The 20,972-nt window shown below is 64.6% G+C and carries 22 protein-coding genes and 1 pseudogene; 3 read left to right on the top strand and 20 right to left on the bottom strand.

Going from position 1 to position 20,972, the window contains the following annotated elements; translation table 11 throughout:
* Window positions 1-13: 13 nt before the first annotated feature.
* The 11 genes from DBW_RS05910 to DBW_RS05860 form a co-directional block, all read right to left on the bottom strand.
* A complete protein-coding gene (locus DBW_RS05910) occupies window positions 14-1,285 on the bottom strand; it encodes a DEAD/DEAH box helicase (RefSeq protein WP_066725629.1) in 1,272 nt (423 codons plus the stop codon).
* Between the two features lie 89 nt (window positions 1,286-1,374).
* Window positions 1,375-2,568 (bottom strand): tryptophan synthase subunit beta, encoded by a 1,194-nt coding sequence (trpB, locus tag DBW_RS05905; protein WP_066725624.1) that lies wholly within the window; start codon window positions 2,566-2,568, stop codon window positions 1,375-1,377.
* A gap of 99 nt (window positions 2,569-2,667) precedes the next feature.
* Window positions 2,668-3,282 carry a phosphoribosylanthranilate isomerase gene (locus DBW_RS05900; RefSeq protein WP_066725621.1) on the bottom strand — a complete coding sequence of 205 codons (615 nt, stop codon included), beginning with the start codon at window positions 3,280-3,282 and terminating at the stop codon, window positions 2,668-2,670.
* 83 nt (window positions 3,283-3,365) lie between these two features.
* Window positions 3,366-4,721, bottom strand: a complete 1,356-nt coding sequence (locus DBW_RS05895; RefSeq protein WP_066725617.1) for a TrpB-like pyridoxal phosphate-dependent enzyme — start codon at window positions 4,719-4,721, stop codon at window positions 3,366-3,368.
* A gap of 105 nt (window positions 4,722-4,826) precedes the next feature.
* Window positions 4,827-5,633: an indole-3-glycerol phosphate synthase TrpC gene (gene trpC / locus DBW_RS05890; RefSeq protein WP_066725615.1), complete on the bottom strand. Its 807-nt coding sequence runs from the start codon at window positions 5,631-5,633 to the stop codon at window positions 4,827-4,829.
* Between the two features lie 71 nt (window positions 5,634-5,704).
* Window positions 5,705-6,760 (bottom strand): anthranilate phosphoribosyltransferase, encoded by a 1,056-nt coding sequence (trpD, locus tag DBW_RS05885; protein ID WP_066725613.1) that lies wholly within the window; start codon window positions 6,758-6,760, stop codon window positions 5,705-5,707.
* Between the two features lie 105 nt (window positions 6,761-6,865).
* A complete protein-coding gene (locus DBW_RS05880; protein WP_066725611.1) occupies window positions 6,866-7,432 on the bottom strand; it encodes an anthranilate synthase component II in 567 nt (188 codons plus the stop codon).
* Window positions 7,433-7,556: 124 nt separating this feature from the next.
* Complete coding sequence (trpE, locus tag DBW_RS05875) at window positions 7,557-9,038, bottom strand: anthranilate synthase component I (RefSeq protein WP_066725608.1); 1,482 nt, start codon at window positions 9,036-9,038, stop codon at window positions 7,557-7,559.
* 160 nt (window positions 9,039-9,198) lie between these two features.
* The gene (locus tag DBW_RS05870; protein ID WP_066725606.1) at window positions 9,199-9,654 is read right to left on the bottom strand and encodes a hypothetical protein; all 456 of its coding nucleotides are present in this window, start codon (window positions 9,652-9,654) and stop codon (window positions 9,199-9,201) included.
* 131 nt (window positions 9,655-9,785) lie between these two features.
* The gene (locus DBW_RS18765; RefSeq protein ID WP_066725604.1) at window positions 9,786-10,553 is read right to left on the bottom strand and encodes an RT0821/Lpp0805 family surface protein; all 768 of its coding nucleotides are present in this window, start codon (window positions 10,551-10,553) and stop codon (window positions 9,786-9,788) included.
* Window positions 10,554-10,891: 338 nt separating this feature from the next.
* Window positions 10,892-11,410 carry a zinc ribbon-containing protein gene (locus DBW_RS05860; protein ID WP_066725601.1) on the bottom strand — a complete coding sequence of 173 codons (519 nt, stop codon included), beginning with the start codon at window positions 11,408-11,410 and terminating at the stop codon, window positions 10,892-10,894.
* A 904-nt stretch (window positions 11,411-12,314) separates the two neighbouring features.
* Here DBW_RS05860 and DBW_RS05855 point away from each other — a divergent pair.
* A pseudogene (locus DBW_RS05855) lies at window positions 12,315-13,415 on the top strand (IS4 family transposase); the annotation flags it as partial.
* Window positions 13,416-13,996: 581 nt separating this feature from the next.
* On the opposite strand, the gene DBW_RS05850 reads toward DBW_RS05855, so the two are convergent.
* Complete coding sequence (locus tag DBW_RS05850) at window positions 13,997-14,527, bottom strand: glycine cleavage system protein R (protein WP_066725598.1); 531 nt, start codon at window positions 14,525-14,527, stop codon at window positions 13,997-13,999.
* A 149-nt stretch (window positions 14,528-14,676) separates the two neighbouring features.
* On the opposite strand from DBW_RS05850, the gene DBW_RS05845 reads away from it, so the two are divergent.
* Window positions 14,677-15,159, top strand: a complete 483-nt coding sequence (locus DBW_RS05845; RefSeq protein ID WP_066725591.1) for an asparaginase domain-containing protein — start codon at window positions 14,677-14,679, stop codon at window positions 15,157-15,159.
* A gap of 10 nt (window positions 15,160-15,169) precedes the next feature.
* On the opposite strand, the gene DBW_RS05840 is transcribed toward DBW_RS05845, so the two are convergent.
* The 6 genes from DBW_RS05840 to DBW_RS05820 all read right to left on the bottom strand — a co-directional run bounded on the left by DBW_RS05840 (window position 15,170) and on the right by DBW_RS05820 (window position 18,267).
* On the bottom strand, window positions 15,170-15,640 hold the full coding sequence (locus DBW_RS05840) for a c-type cytochrome (protein WP_066725586.1): 471 nt from the start codon (window positions 15,638-15,640) through the stop codon (window positions 15,170-15,172).
* Between the two features lie 155 nt (window positions 15,641-15,795).
* Window positions 15,796-16,635: a DNA ligase gene (locus tag DBW_RS05835; RefSeq protein ID WP_082820200.1), complete on the bottom strand. Its 840-nt coding sequence runs from the start codon at window positions 16,633-16,635 to the stop codon at window positions 15,796-15,798.
* 47 nt (window positions 16,636-16,682) lie between these two features.
* Window positions 16,683-17,180, bottom strand: a complete 498-nt coding sequence (greB, locus tag DBW_RS05830; protein WP_066725583.1) for a transcription elongation factor GreB — start codon at window positions 17,178-17,180, stop codon at window positions 16,683-16,685.
* A 36-nt stretch (window positions 17,181-17,216) separates the two neighbouring features.
* Window positions 17,217-17,693, bottom strand: coding sequence for a hypothetical protein (locus DBW_RS05825; protein WP_066725580.1), 477 nt, complete (start codon window positions 17,691-17,693; stop codon window positions 17,217-17,219).
* An 81-nt stretch (window positions 17,694-17,774) separates the two neighbouring features.
* Window positions 17,775-17,948: a hypothetical protein gene (locus tag DBW_RS18420; RefSeq protein ID WP_157471789.1), complete on the bottom strand. Its 174-nt coding sequence runs from the start codon at window positions 17,946-17,948 to the stop codon at window positions 17,775-17,777.
* Window positions 17,949-18,060: 112 nt separating this feature from the next.
* Window positions 18,061-18,267, bottom strand: a complete 207-nt coding sequence (locus DBW_RS05820; RefSeq protein WP_066725578.1) for a hypothetical protein — start codon at window positions 18,265-18,267, stop codon at window positions 18,061-18,063.
* A gap of 128 nt (window positions 18,268-18,395) precedes the next feature.
* On the opposite strand from DBW_RS05820, the gene DBW_RS05815 reads away from it, so the two are divergent.
* Window positions 18,396-19,304 (top strand): patatin-like phospholipase family protein, encoded by a 909-nt coding sequence (locus DBW_RS05815; protein ID WP_066725575.1) that lies wholly within the window; start codon window positions 18,396-18,398, stop codon window positions 19,302-19,304.
* A 63-nt stretch (window positions 19,305-19,367) separates the two neighbouring features.
* Here the strand turns inward: DBW_RS05815 and DBW_RS05810 are convergent, their stop codons facing one another.
* Complete coding sequence (locus DBW_RS05810; protein WP_066725572.1) at window positions 19,368-20,009, bottom strand: metallophosphoesterase family protein; 642 nt, start codon at window positions 20,007-20,009, stop codon at window positions 19,368-19,370.
* 79 nt (window positions 20,010-20,088) lie between these two features.
* Window positions 20,089-20,883: an N-acetylmuramoyl-L-alanine amidase-like domain-containing protein gene (locus DBW_RS05805; RefSeq protein ID WP_066725570.1), complete on the bottom strand. Its 795-nt coding sequence runs from the start codon at window positions 20,881-20,883 to the stop codon at window positions 20,089-20,091.
* Window positions 20,884-20,972 lie beyond the last annotated feature (89 nt).

Genomic DNA, 20,972 nt, shown 5'->3' with positions numbered 1-20,972 from the left:
CCTCCGGTCAACCTCAATTCGGGCCCTTGCCGCCACGGCGTTTCGGTCCGCGCCGGCGCGGGCGCTTGTCGCCGTGACCATGACCGGCCTGCTTTTCCGGCACCGGCGCCTTGCGATGGGTCGGCGCGCTCCGCTTGTAATCCCGGACGAAGTCCTCCTCCTCCGGAAAGGTGCTCGGGATCTTGCGGCCGATATACTCCTCGATGTCGGGGAGGTGGAAGACGAGATCCTCGTCGGCAAAGCTGATCGCCTTGCCAGCGGCACCGGCCCGGGCGGTACGGCCGATACGGTGGACGTAGTCGTCGGCATCCTGGGGCAGGTCATAATTGACGACATGGGTCACGTCATCGACATGAATCCCCCGGGAAGCGACATCGGTGGCAACGAGGAAGTTGAGCCGGCTCTCCTTGAAATCCTCGAGGATGCGCATCCGCTTGCGCTGCGGGATGTCGCCGGAAATCACCGCGGCCTTGAAATCGTTCGCCTTGAGGCGCTCGGCGAGATGCTCCCCCTCGCGCTTGGTGTTGACGAAGAGGAGGATTCGCTGCGGTTGCGGCTCTTTGCGGAGCAGGCCGAGCAGGAGCGGGAACTTCTCGCGCCGGCCAACGTGGTAGAGAACCTGTTCGACCCGGTCGGCGGTGATCTTCTCCGGCTCGATCCGCACCTTCTCGGCCAGGTCCATGAACTCGTAGGCGAGCTCCATCACCCGCGGCGAGAGGGTCGCCGAAAAGAGCATCGTCTGCCGCTCTTCAAAAGGGGGGAGCTTGCGCAGGATATAACGCAGGTCCTTGATGAACCCCATGTCGAACATGCGGTCGGCCTCGTCGATGACCACCGCCTCGATGCTGTTGAAGGAGAAGACCCGCTGCTTGGCGTAGTCGATCAGCCGGCCCGGGGTCGCGACGATGATGTCGACGCCGTCCTTGAGCGCCTGGCGCTGCTTGTCGTAATCGACCCCGCCAAAGATCGCCTCGACGCGGAAGGGGCAGCCGACCCCGAGCCCCTTGGCGTCCTCGCAGATCTGCATCACCAGTTCCCGGGTCGGGGCGAGCACCAGCGCCCGGGGGTCGCGGCCGCTACCCCGGTCACTGCGCAGCAGGCGGGTAAAGAGGGAGATCAAAAAGGCCGCGGTCTTGCCGGTCCCCGTCTGCGCCTGGGCGGCGACATCCTTGCCGGCGAGAGCGAGGGGGATCGACTCCTCCTGGACCGGGGTAAGCTCGGTGAAGCCGACCGCCGCGACTCCCTTCAGGACCTCGGCGGGCAGATTCAGTTCGGTGAATTTCATGAATACTCCAGGAATGCGGGACGCGGGGATGCGGGACGGGAACAGGCGGGTTGTCCGCGTTCCTCGTCCGGCGTTCCTCGTCCCGGAATTTACAATTCGACGCCCATGGCTTCGGCCACGGTATGAATATCCTTGTCGCCGCGCCCGGAGAGACAGACGACGATCGACTGCTCCCGGCTCATGGTCGGTGCGAGCTTGAGGAGATGGGCAATGGCATGGGCACTCTCCAGGGCGGGGATAATCCCCTCCAGCCGCGTCAGCAGCTGGAACCCATTGAGGGCCTCCTGATCGGTGATCGAAACATATTCGGCCCGCCCCAGGCTCTTGAGATGGGCGTGCTCGGGACCGACCCCGGGGTAATCGAGCCCGGCGGAGATCGAATGGGCGTGCTCGATCTGGCCGTCGTCATTCTGCAGCAGGAAGGTCTTGTTGCCGTGCAGCACCCCCACCGAGCCGGCGCCGATCGAGGCGGCATGTTTGCCCGAATCGATGCCGAGGCCGGCGGCCTCGACGCCGATCAGGCGCACCGAGCTGTCGCCGACAAAGGGATAGAAGAGCCCCATGGCGTTGCTGCCGCCGCCGATGCAGGCCACCGCCGCGTCGGGGAGGCGTCCTTCCTGCTCCAGAATCTGTTCCCTGGTCTCCTTGCCGATCACCGCCTGGAAGTCACGCACCAGCTCCGGGTAGGGATGCGGACCGGCGACGGTGCCGATGACGTAGAAGGTATCGCGGACATGGGTCACCCAGTGGCGCAGGGCGTCGTTCATGGCGTCCTTGAGGGTCGCCGTGCCACTGGTGACGCCGTGGACCTTCGCCCCGAGCAGCTTCATGCGAAAGACGTTGAGGGACTGGCGCCGGATATCCTCGGTCCCCATGAAAACCTGGCACTCCATGCCGAAGAGCGCCGCCACGGTCGCGGTCGCCACGCCATGCTGGCCGGCGCCGGTCTCGGCGATCACCTTCTTCTTCCCCATGCGCCGCGCCAGCAGAATCTGGCCGACGGTGTTGTTGACCTTGTGGGCGCCGGTATGGTTGAGGTCCTCGCGCTTGAGGTAGATCTTCGCCCCGCCGCAGTGCTCGGTGAGGCGCCGGGCGAAATAGAGGGGGCTCGGCCGGCCGACGAAATCCTTCAGCCAGTAGGCCAGTTCCTCGTGGAAGGCCGGATCGGCCTGCGCCTCGCGGTAGGCCGCTTCGAGTTCGAGCAGCGCCGGCATCAGCGTCTCGGCGACGTAGCGGCCACCGAACTCGCCGAAATGGCCTTTATCATCGGGAAAGTTGTACATCCTAGACAACCTCGAAGGGGTAGAGTGCAGGTTGGGTAGAGCAAAGCGAAACCCAACAAAATTTCCTTTATACCACCGGCATGTTGGGTTTCATAGTATTCAACCCAACCTACGTGCCGCATCGATAAAGGCCGCGACCTTCGCCGGGTCCTTGCGCCCCGGCGCCGCCTCGACGCCGCTCGAGACATCGACCGCATAGGGGCGCACGGCGCGGATCGCATCGGCGACGTTCTCCGGGGTGAGTCCGCCGGCGAGGATCACCGGCCGCTGGCGGGCGACCGCGGCCGCCAGCTCCCAGTTGAAGAGGTGACCGGTCCCGCCGTAGCTTCCCTTGACCCAGGAATCGAGCATCAGCGCCGCAACCGCGTAGTCGTCATGTCGGGCGAGGCTCGCCGCATCCTTGACCCGCAGCGCCTTGATCGTTCGACGGGGGGTAAAATCACAATCGTCCGGCCCCTCGTCGCCATGCAGCTGGATCACATCGAGACCGCAAAAATCGGCAACCTCTTCGACCTGTTCCGGGTCGGCATTGACGAAGAGGCCGACCGTGGTGACAAAGGGCGGCAGCTGCCGGATGATTTTCGCGGCGCTTCCCGGGTCGATGCAGCGCGGGCTCTCCTCGTAAAAGACGAAACCGAGCGCATCAACCCCGCAGGCACAGGCATGCAGGGCGTCTTCCAGGCTGGTGATGCCGCAGATTTTGACTTTAATCATAAAAAACCTGGGACGTGGAGCGGGGGACGCGAACGGGCAAGGCCAAGGTCTTCCCCGTCCCGCGTCCCGCGTTCCCCATCCCCCTAAGCTTCCACCTTGGGCAGGTGGGCCAACGATTCCTTGATCGCTTCTTCCGGGTACTCGTAATCGGTGAGCTTGCCGGCAAAAAAGTCATCATAGGCGGCCATATCGACGTGGCCGTGCCCGGAGAGGTTGAAAAGGATGGTCCGCTCCTTCCCCTCTTCCTTGGCCTGCAGTGCCTCGTCGACGGCACCGCGGATGGCGTGGCTCGATTCGGGAGCGGGGATGATCCCCTCGCTGCGCGAGAAGAGGACTGCCGCCTCGAAACAGGCGAGCTGATGCACCGCCTTCGCCTCGACGACGCCGGCGTGCACCAGCTGCGAGACGAGGGGCGAAGCGCCGTGGTAGCGCAGGCCGCCGGCGTGGATCCCCGGCGGCATGAAGTCGTGGCCAAGGGTGTACATCTTCGCCACCGGCGCCATCTTCGCCGTGTCGCCGAAGTCGAAGGCGTAGACGCCGCGCGACAGGGTCGGGCAGCTCGCCGGCTCGAGAGCGACGACGCGCACCTGCTTGCCGTTCGCCTTGTCGGCGACGAAGGGGAAGCCGATACCGGCGAAGTTGGAACCGCCGCCATGGCAGCCGATGACGACGTCCGGGTAATCGCCGACCAGGGCGAGCTGCTCCTTCGCCTCAATGCCGATCACCGTCTGGTGCAGGCAGACATGGTTGAGGACGCTCCCCAGCGCGTAGCGGGTGTCGTCACGGGTGGCGGCATCCTCCACCGCCTCGCTGATGGCAATCCCGAGGGAGCCGTTGCTGTCGGGATGCTCGGCCAGGATCGAGCGGCCGGCGCCCGTCTGGTTCGACGGCGAAGGGATGACGTTGGCGCCCCAGAGCTGCATCATGCTCTTGCGGTACGGCTTCTGGTTGTAGGAGACCTTGACCATGTAGACGGTACACTCGAGGCCGAACATCTGGCAGGCGAGGGCAATCGACGACCCCCACTGGCCGGCGCCGGTCTCGCTGGCAATCCGCTTGGTGCCGCCGATTTTATTGTAGTAGGCCTGCGGAATCGCCGTGTTCGGCTTGTGACTGCCAGCCGGAGAGACCCCTTCGTACTTGTAGTAGATTTTCGCCGGGGTGCCGAGGGCCTTCTCCAGGCGATGGGCGCGAAAGAGGGGGGACGGCCGCCAGAGGCGATAGATCTCCCGCACCTCCTCGGGGATCTCGATCCAGCGCTGCTGGGAGACCTCCTGCTCGATCAGCCCCATCGGGAAGAGCGGCAGCAGGTCATCGGGTGAGACCGGTTGCATCGTCCCGGGGTGGATGACTGGCGCCAGCGGACCCGGCATGTCGGGGATGATGTTGTACCACTGCTTCGGAATGCGGTCTTCGGGGAGCAGGATCTTGGTGCGCATAATCTCTTCCTTTCCGTCAGGAATTTTGAATTGCGAATTATAAATTTTGAATTTTTCTGATGTTTTTTCATTCAAAATTCAAAATTCAAAATTCAAAATTGAGGTCTATCCTCCCAGCAGTTCGTCCAATTTGCTGCCGATATCCGCTTCCCGCATCAGGCTTTCGCCGACCAGGAAGGCGCCGGCGCCGGCCGCCAGCAGGCGCTCGACATCGGCACGACTGTGGATGCCGCTCTCGGCGACGATCAGCCGCTCCGGCGGCACCCGTTGCGCCAGACGCTCGGTGGTGGCGAGGTCGGTGACGAAGCTGCGCAGCGAGCGGTTGTTGATGCCGATCAGCTCGCAGTCGGTCTGCAGCGCCCGCTCCAACTCCGCCTCGTCGTGAACCTCGAGCAGCACATCGAGCTTCAGCTCGGCGGCCAGGGCGGCGAAATCACGCAGCTGCTGCAGATCGAGCAGCGCTGCGATCAGCAGCACCGCGTCGGCGCCGTAGGCGCGCGCCTCAACGATCTGGTAGGGGTCGCAGATGAAGTCCTTGCGCAGCAGCGGCAGGCCGACCGCCTCGCGGATCAGCCCGAGATAGTTCAGATGGCCGAGGAAGAACTTCTCGTCGGTGAGGACCGAGAGGCAGGTGGCGCCGTGGGCCTGGTAGGTCTCGGCGATTTCCAGCGGATCGAAGTCGGCACGGATCACCCCCTTCGAGGGGGAGCCCTTCTTGACTTCGGCGATCAGCGCCGTCCCCCCCGATTCGGCCATCGTCCGCAGCGCCCGGGCGAAACCGCGGGGGGTATCCTCGACCAGTTCGAGCCGCTGGCGCAACCGCTCGATGGGAAACTTCGCCTTGGCGGCGGCGACCTCTTCGCGCTTGTGGGCGACGATCTGCTGCAGGATGTCAGGGGTACTGGCGGTCATCGATTATCCGTGGGAAGAGAGGGTCAAAACCAGCCTCAGGCGACGCCGCGACGTCCCGTGAGAAATGCCTTTCAGGCCTCGTTGGTCAGTGCTGCCAATTTTTCGACCTGCGCCAGCGCCCGACCGGAATCGATCGCCTCGGCCGCCAGTTTCAGGCCTTCCGCCGGCGTCGCGACCTTGCCGGCGGCGACCAGGGCAAAGGCGGCGTTGAGCAGCACCACGTCGCGCTTCGGCCCCCCTTCGCCGGCGAGAACGCCGCGCACGATCAGGGCGTTCCCTTTTGCGTCGCCACCGCGCAGGTCGTTCATCGAACAGCGCTTGAAACCGAAGGTCTCCGGCTCGATCCTGCCGAGGCTGACCCCCTCGGCGGTAACGGTGGCGATCGCCGTCGGGGCGGTCAGGGTGATCTCGTCCATGCCATCGAAACCGTGGACGACGAAGCCGCGCCGGCAGCCGAGATTGTGCAGCACCTGCGCCAGCGGCTGCACCAGCTCTTCGCGGTAGACCCCCATCACCTGGCAGTCGGCCTTGGCCGGGTTGGTCAGCGGGCCGAGAATGTTGAAGATGGTGCGGATACCGATCTCCTTGCGCGGGCCGATGGCGTACTTCATCGCCCCGTGCAGGGCCGGGGCGAAGAGGAAACCGAGACCGATCTTGTCGATACAGGCCTCGACCACCGCCGGGGAGACGTCGAGGTTGACCCCCAGCGCTTCAAGGACATCGGCGCTGCCGCAACTCGACGAGACCGAGCGGTTGCCGTGCTTGGCGACCTTGACCCCGCAGGCGGAGACGACGAAGGAGACGCTGGTCGAGATGTTGAAGGTGTTGGTGCCGTCGCCGCCGGTGCCGACGACATCGAGGATCGTCTCCTGGTCGATGTTGATTTCGTCACGGTCGAGGTCGAGGACATTGCGGCCGACCCGGATCGGCGTCGCCCGGTCGCGCATCACCCGGGCGGCGCCGGTGATCTCGGCCACTGTCTCCCCCTTCATGCGCAGGGCAGTGATGAAGGCGCCGATCTGCGCCGGCGTCGCCGCGCCGCCCATGACCTGGTCCATGACCCCGATCATCTCGGCTTCGCTCAAATCCTGTCGTTCAACCACCTTGGCAATCGCCGCCTTGATCATGACGCACTCCCTCAGCCATGCTGATAAATGGAGGAGAAGGGGATGGGAAAGGCCCGTTGGCGCCCCTCAACTCCCACGTCCCACGCACTCCCGTCCCGGTCCGTGCTAGCTCAAATCGAGAAAATTCTTCAGCAGCCGCTTCCCCTCCACCGTGAGGATCGACTCGGGATGGAATTGCACCCCCCAGAGCGGCAGTTCGCGGTGTTCCAGGCCCATGATCTCGGTATCCCTGGTCCAGGCGGTTACCTTGAGGCAGGCCGGCAGGCTCTCCCGTTCGACCACCAGGGAGTGGTAGCGGGTCGCCTCGAAGGGGTTGGAGAGTCCCCGGAAGATCCCCTCCTGTTCATGGTAGATGGCGCTGGTCTTGCCGTGCATCAGGCTTCTGGCACGGATGATCCGCCCGCCGAAGGCCTGGCCGATCGACTGGTGGCCGAGACAGACGCCGAGGATCGGCAACTTGCCGGCGAAGGCCTGGATCGCCGCCACCGAGATCCCCGCTTCCGAGGGGGAGCAGGGGCCGGGGGAGACGACCAGCCGCCGCGGCTTTCTGCGGGCGATCTCCTCGACGGTGATCTTGTCGTTGCGGTGCACCTCCACCTCGGCGCCCAGTTCCCGGAAGTACTGGACGATGTTGTAGGTAAAGGAGTCGTAGTTGTCGATCATCAAGAGCATAAGAGGCCTCGGGACGGGAGCCGGGGGACGGGAACGAACTGTTCACCAACCCGGCACCCGTTATGAATATCGGTTCTGCCCTGGCCCCTTCGCGCGCCGCACTTCGCGTCCCGCGTCCCGGCCGTTACTCCAACCCGTTGCGCGCCAGTTCGATGGCGCTGATCACGCCGCGCGCCTTGTTGAGGGTCTCCTGGTACTCGGCAGCAGGGTCGGAATCGGCGACGATGCCGGCCCCGGCCTGGACGTGAACCGTCTCCCCCTGCACTACCAGGGTGCGAATGGCAATGGCCAGGTCCATGTTGCCGGTGTAGGAGATGTAGCCGACGGCGCCGCCGTAGATCTCCCGCCGGCACGGCTCAAGCTCGTCGATGATCTCCATGGCGCGGATTTTCGGCGCCCCGGAGAGAGTCCCGGCCGGGAAGGTGGCGCGGAAGAGGTCGAAGGCATCCCGCCCCTCTTCCAGCGTACCGCGCACGTTGGAGACGATGTGCATGACGTGGGAGTAGCGCTCGATCACCTTCAGTTCGCTGACCTGGACGCTGCCGGTGCGGCAGACCCGGCCGAGGTCGTTGCGCCCGAGGTCGACCAGCATGATGTGCTCGGCACACTCCTTGGGATCGGCGAGCAGCTCCCGCTCCAGGCTCCGGTCCTCCTCCGGGGTGGCACCACGGGGCCGGGTGCCCGCAATGGGACGCACCTCGACCCGCTCCCCCTCCTTGCGCACCAGCACCTCGGGCGAGGCGCCGACCACCAGGGTGGCACCGAAGCGGAGGAAGAACATGTAGGGCGAAGGGTTGATGGTGCGCAGCGCCCGGTAGACATCGAAGGGCTCGGCGGCGAGCTGGCCGGAGAAGCGCTGGGAGAGGACGACCTGGATGATGTCGCCGGCGCGGACGTACTCCTTGCAGCGCTCGACGGCGTCCATGAAGCCCGCGCGGCTGAAGTTGGGCTGCAAGGGCCGGCCCTGCCCTTTGCCGGCGATTGGCGGGTCAGCCGGGAGCGGCCGGCGCAGGCGGGCGAGGAGGGCGTCGATGGCGACCTGGCCGCGGCGGTAGGCGAGCTCAGGGTCCTCGCCTTCCTGGAGGTGGACATTACAAACCACCTTGATCTTCTGCGCCATGCTGTCGAAGATCAGCAGCTGCCCGGTAAGGAGAAAGCAGGCGTCCCAGGTATCGATCTGGCGCGGGTTGGCGTCGGGGAGCTCCTCGACGTAACGCACCATGTCGTATCCGAGATAACCGACCGCCCCGCCGAAAAAACGGGGCAGACCGGGGAGCTGGACCGGGCGGTAGGGGGCGAGAAAAGCCTGCAGTTCGACCAGCGGGTCGTCACACTCGCCGCTCTGCAGCAGCTCTTCCCCGTCCAGGATCTCGAAATAGCGCCCCTTGCTACGAAAGAGCTTGACCGGGCCGCTGCCGAGGAAAGAGTAGCGACCCCACTTTTCCCCCCCCTCGATACTCTCGAGGAGAAAAGCGGTGCGTCCATCATCGATCTTGCGAAAGGCCGAAACCGGGGTTTCCATGTCGGCGAGGATTTCCCGGTAAAGCGGGACCAGGTTCCCCGTAGCAGCATGGGCACGGAATTCGTCGAGGCTGGGACAATACATGGAGACTCTCGGGGACGGCAACCAGCGGAATTGACCGGATTTTAGGTGGGCAACCCTAGCACGGAAGGGGGTGGAGGGTCAAGAAATCCGGCGCGCCGCGACGGCACAGGGGTCACATTTCCCATGGAGAACCATCCCGCCCGGCAACCTGCCGGGGGTGTCAACCAGGACGGCGCCGTGGCCCTGAGGAGGAGGAAAGGATTTCGGCCTCGGCCGCTTCCTGCTGGCGCTGCAAAACCTTGGCGATGACCACACCGCAGGCAGCACAGACCTCGGCCACCGGCTGGCTCTGGCCGCACTTGGGACACTCCATGCCGGCAACCGCTGATTCCGGCCGGGCTGGCCGTTTTACCGCCTCGATCGGTGGCGGTGCCGTGAGCGATTCAAGGGCGCAGCGGGCCCCCGCCTGCCAGAGCGCCTTGGAGTAGCGTTCGGCGGTCGCGCGATCGATGCCGCTTTTCAGAACCACTGGCGTTCCGGCGAAGAACCGCTGACAGGCTGCCTCACTGAAACGGAGGCGTTCCATGAGGTTTTTCGCCACCTCCTCCCGGGTCATGCTCGCGACAAGTTCGCCACGAAAGACGATCTTGAACAATTCGCGCTCTGCTGCGGTCATGCTGCAACTCCTGTCCGTGAAGGGCCAAGCCGCCGAAGTCTCTGGAGCTGGCCAAGTGGCCGGAATAAAATGTCTTTTTTAGAAGACGGGAAAATCGATGTTGGCTCAAGGAAAACCTGCCGCAACCGGGATCAGCGGTCACGGTCACGGCGATGCTCCCGATCCTCATCATAGCGTTCCCGCTCATGGCGGCGGTCCCGTTCCCGGTCGCGGTCCCATTGTCGGCTACGGTTATGATCACGATCCCGTTCCCGGTCCCGGTCGCGGTACCATTCCCGGCTCCGGTCGCGGCCATGATCACCATCCCGGTCGCGGTCAAAAGTGCGATGGTAGCGGTCGTCATACCAGGGACGCAGGGAATGGCGATGGCCAAAGAGGAGCGGGTAACGGGTCCAGACCAGCGGGCCGTCGAGATAAGTCCGTCCGCGGTAAAAGTGACCGTAGCGATAGAGGGTACCGAAGCTGAAGTAAATGTTATACGGCGCGTAGAGGGTCTCGGGGTAGGCGTAATAGCGCTCGGGTGGCGTACTCAGCGCCGCCGGTGGCGGAACGCTGCCGGTCGGCCGGTCGTCGACCAGCTGCCAGCTGCCATCGGGCTGTCGGCAGGCGGTGCCATACCCCTGCTGTTCCTCGCCCCCGATGGTGATGGTGGTGACAAACTCCCGGCATGGCTGCCCGGCGGCGCCGGTAAAGGTCCGGGTCGGCACTACGGCGCCGGCGCGGCCGGTGTCAGGATTGATCCAGTCGGCAGCCTGATCGGAAGGGTTGTTCTCCAGGGCATGCTGCAGGGTATCGTTCATCGCCTGGCGCTCGGCCGGGGCGAGGTCAGCACTGCCGGCGGCAAGGGCGGGAGCGCCCCCTGACAGCAGAACCAGAAGAAATAGAGAGAATCGGAGCATGGTCGGCCTCCCTGAAAGAAATGGGGCTCATCCGGATTTATTGTACCAGACCCGACCGGTCCTGGGCGATTGTTGGATTTTTTCACCTTCCGGCAATCCGCCGACCCCGGAGCCCCTGCTAAGGACCAGAAAGCGAGGGATCCCCCCCCCGCTACCCAACAAAGAGGAGACCATAAAAAAGAACCACACACGCTATTCTCTTCGCCGGCCTGCGCTGCACCCCGGCGCGAATACAGAGCGAATAGACCTTCCGGACCCAGGTCACTGAACGACGGCCGCGTTCAGACTGGCAGCAAAGAGCGAGGCACAACACGGTGCCTCGCTCTTTGCCGTGGAACTCAGTAGGATTTGCGAAATAGGGTCAGATGGCACTTGGGACAGGGGGGGATGCGGACGGTGGCGGTGAAGCGCATTTCCGCGCCGCAGGAAGTGCAGGTGAGGGTGCCGGGGCTGGTCACCTCCCCGGTGCTGTGTTCTAGCTGCTTTTCGGTTTTGGCTGCAAGCTCGCCCAAGGTTTCGGCGGCCCCTTTCAGGATGCGCGCCAGGACGCTCTGGGCACCGGCCGCGACCCGCCCCGGGTCAGCCGCCTTCTTGACGGCGTCGCGCGCCTTTTCGGCCTGGCCGGCAAGACTGGCAAGGTCGCGACGGACATAGCCACCGATCTTTTCAGCCTGCTCACGGGAAAATTCGCCGGCAGCGGTCAACTCGTCACCGGCCTTTTTCAGCGCCTCGTCGAGGCTCCTGCGGCCACTCTCCAGCAGTTCGGCGGTACGGCCGGCGAGTTTTTCGTAAAATCCGACCTCGGGTTGTTCCTGGTCAACGTTCGGTTGTTCTTTCTGTTCCTGATTTTCGCTCATGAGCGGTCCTCCCTCTTGCAATCGCGGATTAAACGGTAATCGGAGCGTCCCCCGGAAGCAGGGACCGACGATTCATAGTGTCATAAGTATACCAACCAGAACGAGCAATGTCGGCCGGAACCGGCGACCTTGCTCCTAATACCGATTTGGAACAGAATCGAAATGAACAAAACCGGCGGGACGCGCCCCGCCAGGCGCCTTACTTTTTGTCCCGGCCAACAAAAAGTAAGCAAAAAATGGCCTTCCCCTCGCGGGGGGCATGCCGCCACGGGCGGTCCCGGTTTCAAACTCCGGCCCAGCAGATAGTGACCGACAGCACTTCGTGGCACCGCGTCTTCGAACCAACAGAGTCGCGGAAAACTGCCTCTTCCACACTGTGGCCGTAAACAGCTCGTGTTGGTTAAAGGCAAAACCAAAGAGCCGATCACCAGAGTGGTCCCGCCAACTGAGCTACACCTCGCACCGCACCCGGGACCCCAGACGGATGGGTCCCGGCGTCTTGGGGTGCGAACCAGAAAACTGCAGGAACACCACCGCGCTACCTTGACCAGCACTCCACCGCGCCACCGCATGGCCCCACGCCGAGTGGCGGCCCTTTCTTTGGTGACTTTCTTTGGGCCAGCAAAGAAAGTCACCCGGCTGCCGGCCGGGACCGGCGACCTTGATCCTGATATTGAACAATACCGAAAAGAACAAAACCGGCGGGACGCGCCCCGCCAGGCGCCTTACTTTTTGTCCAGGCCAACAAAAAGTCAGTAGTGTCCGGTTAGCAAATTGCATTCACCCAAAGTTGCAGATAATTGTAAATATTTTCACAAGTTAGCGTATTTTTTGCTTGACAAATCGTCGTGAAGTCGGCGCGGTGATTTTCGTAAATACCTATTTTATATGAGGATTTACGAAAATGTCATTACTTGTTCGCTGCCACCGTACCCGGCTTAGCAGGCGCTCCATTGTCCGACTTTTTACCCCGTTCAAGGGCGCTCTCGAACATGCCCCGGTTCTTGAGGCCCGAGGCAACAGGCCACTGCAGATGACGTTTGAAGATCAGTTGAAAATCCTGACCTACTATCACCTCGAAGAGCATTCTTCGGGGCGTCATCTGCTTCAGGTTCTGACGCAGGAAGATTTTGCCGCGACTCATATTGCACCGCCCGGCGGTATCCGGAAAAGCGCCTTCTTTGAGGCGATCAATACCCGAGGGCTGGAGCAGATGATTCATGTTTACGAAGACCTGCAGAAACAGGTCTCACAAAAGATTCCTGTCGCCAAAGACATCTCCGATCTCGGCGATCTGATCGCCGTCGATGGTTCGCTGATTGACGCTACGCTGTCCATGCTCTGGGCGGACTATCGAGACGGAGCCAAAAAGGCCAAGGTTCACCTGGGGTTCGATATCGGTCGTGGTGTCCCCCAGAAAGTCACATTAACCGACGGCAAGGGCGACGAGCGTCCTCAGGCGGAACGGCTCGTGGCTCCCGGTCAGACAGGTGTCTATGACCGCTATTACCAGTGTTACAAAAACTTTGACGACTGGCAGGATCAGGGGCGCCACTTTGTCTGCCGCATCAAAGCCAGTTCTCGTAAGACGGAGTTGAGCGCCAATCCTGTTGTCCCCGGCAGTCATGTTTTCTATGACGCCAGGGTGTTGCTCGGCACCAAAGATGTCAACCAGACCGAACGAGAAGTGCGTGTGGTCGGCTACAAGGTTGACCAAAAATCCTATTGGGTCGCCACCGACCGCTTCGATCTGACCGCCGAGCAGATTGCCTTGATCTACAAGCTACGCTGGACGATCGAGTCCTTCTTCGCCTGGTGGAAGCGCCACCTCAAGGTGTATCACCTGATTGCCCGCAGTCCCTACGGCCTGCTGGTGCAGATCCTCGCAGGGTTGATTACTTATTTGCTGCTGGCCATCTACTGCCACGAAGAGCATGGCGAACGTGTCAGCATCAACAGGGTGCGTGAGCTTCGCAACAATATTCGCAACGAGGCCGCCGAGGATGCGGCCGCAGGCTTAGGGCCTCCCGATATCATTGACTTGGACTTCGGAGCCTATGCAACTTCTTAACCGGACACTACTGACAAAAAGTAAGCAAAAAATGGCCTTCCCCTCGCGGGGGGCATGCCGCCACGGGCGGTCCCGGTTTCAAACTCCGGCGCAGAAGATAGTGACCCGCCACGCTTCGTGGCACCGCGTCTCCGGTCGAGGGAGGGTCGCGGAGAGCTGCCAACTCCGTGCTGTAGCTGTAAACAGCTCGTGTTGGTTAAAGGCAAAACCAAAGAGCCGATCACCAGAGTGGTCCCGCCAACTGGGCTACACCTCGCACCGCACCCGGGACCCCAGACGGATGGGTCCCGGCGTCTTGGGGTGCGGATCGGTATACAGCAAAAACACCACCGTGCCATCTTGACCTGCACCCCGCTGTAACACCGCATGGCCCCACGCCGAGTGGCGGCCCTTTCTTTGGTGACTTTCTTTGGGCCAACAAAGAAAGCCACCCGGCTGCCGGCCGGAACCGGCGACCTAGATCCTGATATCTGCCCCTACCCTTTCAAGGAAAGAAAAAAACAGGGTCGATCCGCTCAGCGCCGGATACTGACATCGACATTCAGCGCGTCAGCCACTTCCGCCAGCCCGCTCTCCAGAACCGCGCCGGTAACCGTTGCCGGCACCTGGATATGGATATCCATCACATAGAATGGGCTGCCACTCCCCGGGGCGGGACGCACCACCGACTTCAGATCGATGATGTTCACCCCCTGCTCTGCGAGGTAGCGGCTCACCTGGTAGACAATCCCCGCCTGGTCCTCCCCCTCCACATGCAGCACCCATCCGCTTGGCGGAGCGCCCGGAGCCGTTCGCCGGGCTTGCAGCGGCCGCACAAAAGCCGATATTCCGCCGTCCCGTTCCAGGCGCCGGCATTCCCGGGCGAGGAGTTCCTCGACCTGGGGATCACGGCTGGTGAAGAGGAGGATCAGGGTGAACTCGTCGGCGAGCAGGGTCATGGTCGTCTCTTCGAGGTTGCAGCCATTCTCGAAGAGGGGGCGGGTAACATCGGCAACGATGCCGGGCCGGTCCTGGCCAAAGGCGGTCATGATAAAGCGCTGGTCCATGCAGGGCTCCTCCGCTAAGGATCCGGCATCAGTGCCGGTTGCCGGATACAAGTCTAATTGCCAGGCGCACCCGCGCAAGGCAGACGTTGACATTGACAGCAGCCTGTCGCTCTAGTAAAGGGAGAGGGAACCCTCGCAGCGGAGTCCCCATGCAGATCGAGATTTTCACCACCGGCGGCACCATCGACAAGGTCTATTTCGATGCCAAGAGCCGCTTCGAAGTCGGCGAGCCCCAGGTTGGCGAACTGTTGCGCGAGGCCAATCTCAGCCTCGACTTCCACGTCACCCCCCTGCTGCGCAAGGACAGCCTCGAACTGACCGCCGCCGACCGCGAACAGATTCGCACCGCCGTCGCTCAAAGCAGCACACCCCGCGTCGTCGTCACCCACGGCACCGACACCATGACGACGACAGCCACCGCCCTCGCCGACATCCCCGGCAAGACCATTGTCTTCACCGGCTCCATGCAACCGGCACGCTTCCGCGCCACCGATGCCCTCTACAACCTCGCCAGCGCCCTCACCGCCGTCCAGCTCCTCCCGCCCGGTGTCTGGATCGCCATGAACGGGCGCATCTTCCCGGCCGGCAAGGTCCGCAAGAACGTCGCTGCTAATTGCTTCGAGGAGATCTGAGCCCCTGCTCTCAGTGCGCCCGGGGAAAGTCGATCACCTCGGTGGTCGGCGTCACCCCGGATGGCAAGGAGGCCGGCGCCGGCTCCCCGGCCGGACCGAGCCAGCGGACATAGGCATACATGTCGCGCAGGTCGTCGCGCTCCAGGGATGGCAGCAGCGACCAGGCCATCGGCGAATTGGTCCGCATCTTCGCCGCCACCTCCAGCCATTGCGCCTCGTCAAGGCGGTTCAGCAGCAGACGCAGGTTGGCCGGGTACTGAACCCCCCAGGGACCACGGAAACCGAGACGGGACCCGGCTAGCCACTGATCTTCCGGCACCACGCCACCGGCGGCGAGGTAACCCTCCGTGTGGCAGTCGTTGCAGCCGGCCTTGATAATCAGTTCGCGACCGCGGCGGACCTCGGCGGTCTCACCGGCACGCCAGGCGCAACCGGCCGCAATCAGCAGGAATAGAAGCAGCAAGGGGACGAAACGGGGCATGGGCAGCCTCTTCAGGTGGGGGTTGGCCGTTATTTGAGGGCAAGTGGCTGCCAAGTATAGCGGAAAGTTGCCACTGCGGTCCAGAAGAGAGAGCATTCAGGGCACCAGATTGGTGCCGCGGGAAAAAGGGGCCGCAGGGAACCGCCCGGCACCCCTCACAACCCCTGGTCGGCCCGGATCCGCACAAAAACCAGGAATTTCGGAATCCCCGACGGATAATGGCCGTAGTAACGAAAGGTGATGGTCGCGCCGGGCGGTGGCGGGTGTCGGCGCTCGGCGTCAGAGAACCCGGTGCCGATCTTGAAACGGGTGCCGTCGGCGAGTTCGACCAGCAGCGCCCCGAGCATCCCGGCCAGTCTCCCGCTGCCGGGCAGGTGGCCAACCACCAGCGCCTCCCCATCGAGGGCCGATTTCACCTTGAGGATCTCCGGGCGGCGACCGCCGGCGTAAGAAGCGGCCGGGTCGCGCACGATCAGCCCCTCGCCACCATCGGCCTCGATACGCTTGAGCTCGGCGAGGAGTTCGGCGCGACCGGCGACCGGCCGTTGCGGAATGACAAAGGCGTGGGGCGCCGGATGAGCGGCGAACCACGCCTCAATGGCGGCAAGGCGACTGCGGAAAGGCCCGGGAACGGCCGGCGCGTCAAAGATTGCGAACTGCAGCTGCAGCCAGCCGCTGTCCCCCGGCGCCCGCTGCAGCGTCGCCGCCGTCGCGGCAAAGGTGCCGCGCCCGCCCCAGAGTTCCCCTTCGAGGGGGAAGGTCGGCCAGCCGGATGTAAATAGTGCCGGCGGCTGCAGCAGGTGCCCCTGCTTCGACCAGAGCCGGGCACCGTCCCAGTAACCACGCACCCCGTCGAGCTTCTCGCTCATCAGCCAGCCCGAAACCTCGCGGCTCTCGTCGTAGACCTGCGGCAGCAGCGGCTCGAAAGCATCGGCAGCAAGCGGCGCCAGCAGGCCGCCCCAGAAGAGCAGGACCGCACAGATCCGTCGCACCATCTCCCCCTCCCGTCAACTCAAAATTCAAAACCCAAAACCACCGCCCTTCAGTCGAGGGCGAGGTACTCCACCTTGACGATCTCCAGCTCCTCCCGCCCCCCCGGGGTAGCGACGACGACCTCGTCCCCTTCCCGGGCGCCGAGCAGCGCCCGGCCGACCGGCGAGTGCCAGCTGATGTGGCCGCGGGCGGTGTCGATCTCGTCGGCGCCGACGATGCTCAGCACCCGCTCCTCGCCGGCACTGTTCACCACCGTCACCGTCGCCCCGAAGAGAATCCGGTCGCCGGCCAGCGGCCCCTGTGCCACAGGATCGACGATGATCACGGCGTCGAGTTGGCCGCTGAGAAAACGGATACGGCGATCGATCTCCCGCAGCCGCTTCTTGCCATAATGGTAATCGGCGTTCTCCGAGCGGTCACCGTTGGAGGCCGCCCAGGCGACGGTCTCGACCATTGCCGGTCGCGCCTTGTAGAGGAGCTCCTTCAGCTCGCCGCGCAGCCGTTCGGCACAGGCCGGGGTCATGTAGTTCTTGCGCTGCTGGCTCATACCTCATTCCTCGGGCCCCTTTCCTGCCGGGAGGGCCTAGGCCGGGGGGTGCGGGGAGAGGCCGTCGCGACCGCAATCACTGGCGGCAAAAACCCGACGCAGCTCCGCCAGTTCCGCCTCGATTGCAGCGACCGCGAGGGGATGGCCGGCGGCGAGCGCGCTGACGATCCGGGCGATAGTTGCTTGCAGGACGTCGGCATAGCGCCGCTCACGGCTCCCCTCCTCGGCAAGAAAGATCGCATCGACCGCCAGCCGCAACTCCTCGGCGAAGGGAGACTTGGCCAGGTGACCGCGGGCCATCGAGTAGGCCGAGCTGGTCGTCATGCCGGCCGCCACGCAGGCCTGGTAAACGGTGCTGTAGAGGATACTGGCGAGATAGAAGAGGGCAAGCCGTGCCGCCGCCTCGTCCTCCCCCGCCGGTTCGGGCATGATGTGCGGCCGGATCGCTGCCCAGGCCTGCTCGTAAAGCGGCAGGAAGGTGCGACGCTTGGAGAAGATGTCAAACAGGGCCATGGGAGGTGCTTTCGACGAGGCGCCCGGATTCAGGCCGGGGCTGGAGAGGGGTTCTGCCGCTGCTGGCGCCGGACCGCCACCTCATTCATAACCCTGGTCTTCCCCGGGGCCGGCCTTCATGACAACCAGTGCGACCAGGGCGAAGGGGCCGGTCACCAGGCCGAGCGCGAACCAGAGGTAGGGATTGCGGTTCTTCCCCCTGGCGACAGAGGCGGCGGCAAAGCCGAAGACGACGGGGATGATGAGAAATTCCATGCAAGTTGCCGTTCGCTTGGGGGTTGGATGCTGCTGCCAAAACGGCAGGGGCGGCAAAGGTCTCTCTTTGGATACCACATTCAGGGGGGGGAGTCACCGTCTTTATCACCCCCTACCCGCTCCACCAGTGCCAGAGCCCGCCGCCGAGCAGACCGAGCGCCAGCAGCTCAAGGAGGAAGGCCCAGAGGACAAACCGTTGCTTGCCCGGGCGCGATCGCATTTTTTCGGGGAGCACCCGGTTGAGGTCGCGGTTCATGGTCTGCCACGCCTCCTGGAAGACGCTCTCCTGCCTGACTGGTCTCTGCCGCTGTTTGGCCATGATTCCTATCCTCCTCACCGGTGGTGGCAGCAATCCCCTTGCAATCCACCCGCCCCGCGGGCAAAATGCCGAGGCAGGATTCCCTTCTTCCCTTCAGGCCGCTGACCGCAGCCGCGACAGGAAAGCGTATGATGGCACGCCCCCTGAAAATCGGCCTCGCCCTCGGCGGCGGCGCCGCCCGCGCCTTCTCCCACGTCGGCGTCCTTGCCGGCCTGGAACACCACAACATCAAGATCGACCTCGTCACCGGCACCAGCATGGGAGCGATTCTCGGTGCCATGTATGCCACCGAGCCCGATATCGCGGCACTCCGGAAGCGCCTCGCCGGCTACCTGGGCAGCGAGGAGTTCGCCGACTCCGGTTTCGACTTCTTCCGCGAACTCGATGCCCAGGGGGAAGGGGTCCTCTTTCGCATGCGCCGCATGGTGCGCCGCGGCGTCTTCAACACCCTGGTCGTGACCCGTTCGGCCCTGGTCAGTGACGAGGTCGCCCAGCGCAACTATGCCTACCTGGTCGACGACCTCGATGTCGCCCGGACCCGCATCCCCTTTGCCAGCGTCGCCCTCGACCTGCGCAGCGGCGAACGGGTGGTGCTCGACCGCGGCCGGCTGCGCGATATCATCGCCGCCTCCTGCGCCATGCCCGGGGTCCTCAACCCGGTGGAACTCGACGGCCGTTTGCTGGTCGACGGCGGCTGGGCCGAGGCGGTCCCGGTCCTCGCCGCGCGCCAGCTCGGTGCCGACTTCGTCATCGCCGTCGAGGCGGGCGATCCCTCCGCCGGGCCGGCCCCGCCGCGCAACGCCCTTGACGTCATCAGCCGTGCCGATGCCCTGGTGCGTTACGCGCTCGCCAAGAGCCAGCTCCAATCCGCCGATTTCATCCTCGCCCCGAGCAATGGCGTCAGCCACTGGGCCGACTTCTCCACCGCCGAGAAAGCGGCGGCCCGCGGCGAGGAAGAACTCGAGCGGCGCCTGCCGGAACTGCACCGCGCCATCGCCGCCGCCCGGCGCCGCAACTGGTGGCGACGCCTGGTCTGAGCCGGGCACGCCGCAAGGACCACCAGCCTATCTTGCTTTCAGCCGGGCATCTCCGCAAAGACCTCAACCAGGGGCACCATCCTGCCCCTTTCTTTCCAGCCCCCAGTTCCAGGCCAGCAGCGGCGTCTCCCCCCCGAGACCGAAAAATTGGACCCGGCGCTCGGGGAGGTGCAGGATCGCGCAGCTGTGGTTGAAACGGGTGCTGCCGGGGTTGACGGCCAGCACCCTGCCGAGAGGCTCGGCAAAGACCTGGTGGGTGTGGCCGACCACCAGCACCGCGTCGCCCAGGCCGGCCAGGCGCTCGCGCCAGGCGCCGACCGCTTCCGGAATCAGGGCCCCGGTCTCGTCGCGCAGGCGGATGCCATCGAGGAGGGAGGCGGGAGGGCTGGCGTGGACCAGGATCAGCGCGGCGCCGGCCAGGGTCAGTTCCAGCCGCAGCGGCAGGGTGCGCAGGTAGGCTTCCGCCGCGCCCCCCTCCTCTGGAGCCAGGCGCTCGAGGTGCCAGAGGTCGTGATTGCCGCGCACCGCCCGACAACCGCTGGCGCGCAGCAGCTCCACCGTCGCCACCAGTTCCACTCCGTAGCCGGCGATATCCCCGGCGCAGAGGATCGTCGCCACCCCTTTGCGCCGGAAGATCTCCAGGGCCTCCCGCAGCGGGGCGACGCAGGCATGGGGATCACTGATCAGGCCGACCTTGACGGACACGGGGCACCTCGCCGGGGTGGAAGAGTAGCTGCTGTCAGTATACGGGATAGCGGGGCGAGGGGGCGGGTCCTGTTGCCGGCTAGCGGGCGCGGTAGACGACCAGCCCCGGCTTTCCCTGCAGGTACTGCAGCAGATCGACGTCGACCACCCGGCGCAGGCCGCTGGCGGAGGAGGCATGGCGCAGCAACAGCTGGTCGCCCGTGCGGACGACCAGACCGGTATGGCTCACCTCCTCGCCGGCGTGGGGCGCGTAGATGCCGACATAGTCCCCCTCCTGCAGCGCCGCCAGCACCTCTCGGTCGATGCGGGGAGTGGGAATGTAGCTCACCGCCCGCCGCGTCACCGCCAGTCCCGGCAGCCAGGGGCTGCCGTCCTCCCGGCGGTTGAGCTCCTTGACGACCACCTCGGCCCGCCCCTGCCCGACGGCAGCGGTGACGTCCGCGATCCGGCCAGCGCCGTCCGCCACCCAGTCGCTGAAAAAGTGGCGGCGGGTAACATAGCTCACCACGCCGCCGCGGTAGCGGACCTGGCGCAGCTGCTGGGGAAAGTCGTCGAGGCTGGCGGCACGGCGCAGCGCCTCGACCTGGTCGAGGAAGGTAAAGCAGTCGACCCCGGCGAGGTCGATGATGAGTTGCTCCGGCCGCTCCGGGCCGCCGACCAGAGTGCCGCTGGCATAGGGGGTGCCGAGCAACGCCGCGGAGAGGGCGACGATACGGGCGCCGGGCGGCAGCGGGCGTACTGCGGCGATCAGCTGCGCCAGCTCAGGCTCGCTCCAGCGCCCGTAATCGATCCGCGGCGCGGCGATCTGCTGCCGGGCGCAGGCGCCGAGGCCAAACAGGAGGAGAATGACAATGCTGAAGGCAATCCGCTGCATGCTGCCTTTATACGGTGCGGCGCCGCGCCTGGCAAGGGGGATGCGCTCCAATCGGGTTGTATTCGGACCCGATTGGCGCTAAATTGGCG

The sequence above is a fragment of the Desulfuromonas sp. DDH964 genome (genome assembly GCF_001611275.1).
GTDB lineage: Bacteria > Desulfobacterota > Desulfuromonadia > Desulfuromonadales > DDH964 > DDH964.
The sequence above is the reverse complement of the archived record's forward strand: the minus strand, read 5'-3'. Positions and strand labels throughout refer to the sequence as shown.

What these genes read in the sequence shown, in the direction of transcription:
- DBW_RS05910 (WP_066725629.1), bottom strand. Translation starts at nt 1,285, where the DNA reads ATGAAATTCACCGAACTGAATCTGCCCGCCGAGGTCCTGAAGGGAGTC.
- trpB (WP_066725624.1), bottom strand. Translation starts at nt 2,568, where the DNA reads ATGTACAACTTTCCCGATGATAAAGGCCATTTCGGCGAGTTCGGTGGC.
- DBW_RS05900 (WP_066725621.1), bottom strand. Translation starts at nt 3,282, where the DNA reads ATGATTAAAGTCAAAATCTGCGGCATCACCAGCCTGGAAGACGCCCTG.
- DBW_RS05895 (WP_066725617.1), bottom strand. Translation starts at nt 4,721, where the DNA reads ATGCGCACCAAGATCCTGCTCCCCGAAGACCGCATTCCGAAGCAGTGG.
- trpC (WP_066725615.1), bottom strand. Translation starts at nt 5,633, where the DNA reads ATGACCGCCAGTACCCCTGACATCCTGCAGCAGATCGTCGCCCACAAG.
- trpD (WP_066725613.1), bottom strand. Translation starts at nt 6,760, where the DNA reads ATGATCAAGGCGGCGATTGCCAAGGTGGTTGAACGACAGGATTTGAGC.
- DBW_RS05880 (WP_066725611.1), bottom strand. Translation starts at nt 7,432, where the DNA reads ATGCTCTTGATGATCGACAACTACGACTCCTTTACCTACAACATCGTC.
- trpE (WP_066725608.1), bottom strand. Translation starts at nt 9,038, where the DNA reads ATGTATTGTCCCAGCCTCGACGAATTCCGTGCCCATGCTGCTACGGGG.
- DBW_RS05870 (WP_066725606.1), bottom strand. Translation starts at nt 9,654, where the DNA reads ATGACCGCAGCAGAGCGCGAATTGTTCAAGATCGTCTTTCGTGGCGAA.
- DBW_RS18765 (WP_066725604.1), bottom strand. Translation starts at nt 10,553, where the DNA reads ATGCTCCGATTCTCTCTATTTCTTCTGGTTCTGCTGTCAGGGGGCGCT.
- DBW_RS05860 (WP_066725601.1), bottom strand. Translation starts at nt 11,410, where the DNA reads ATGAGCGAAAATCAGGAACAGAAAGAACAACCGAACGTTGACCAGGAA.
- DBW_RS05850 (WP_066725598.1), bottom strand. Translation starts at nt 14,527, where the DNA reads ATGGACCAGCGCTTTATCATGACCGCCTTTGGCCAGGACCGGCCCGGC.
- DBW_RS05845 (WP_066725591.1), top strand. Translation starts at nt 14,677, where the DNA reads ATGCAGATCGAGATTTTCACCACCGGCGGCACCATCGACAAGGTCTAT.
- DBW_RS05840 (WP_066725586.1), bottom strand. Translation starts at nt 15,640, where the DNA reads ATGCCCCGTTTCGTCCCCTTGCTGCTTCTATTCCTGCTGATTGCGGCC.
- DBW_RS05835 (WP_082820200.1), bottom strand. Translation starts at nt 16,635, where the DNA reads ATGGTGCGACGGATCTGTGCGGTCCTGCTCTTCTGGGGCGGCCTGCTG.
- greB (WP_066725583.1), bottom strand. Translation starts at nt 17,180, where the DNA reads ATGAGCCAGCAGCGCAAGAACTACATGACCCCGGCCTGTGCCGAACGG.
- DBW_RS05825 (WP_066725580.1), bottom strand. Translation starts at nt 17,693, where the DNA reads ATGGCCCTGTTTGACATCTTCTCCAAGCGTCGCACCTTCCTGCCGCTT.
- DBW_RS18420 (WP_157471789.1), bottom strand. Translation starts at nt 17,948, where the DNA reads ATGGAATTTCTCATCATCCCCGTCGTCTTCGGCTTTGCCGCCGCCTCT.
- DBW_RS05820 (WP_066725578.1), bottom strand. Translation starts at nt 18,267, where the DNA reads ATGGCCAAACAGCGGCAGAGACCAGTCAGGCAGGAGAGCGTCTTCCAG.
- DBW_RS05815 (WP_066725575.1), top strand. Translation starts at nt 18,396, where the DNA reads ATGATGGCACGCCCCCTGAAAATCGGCCTCGCCCTCGGCGGCGGCGCC.
- DBW_RS05805 (WP_066725570.1), bottom strand. Translation starts at nt 20,883, where the DNA reads ATGCAGCGGATTGCCTTCAGCATTGTCATTCTCCTCCTGTTTGGCCTC.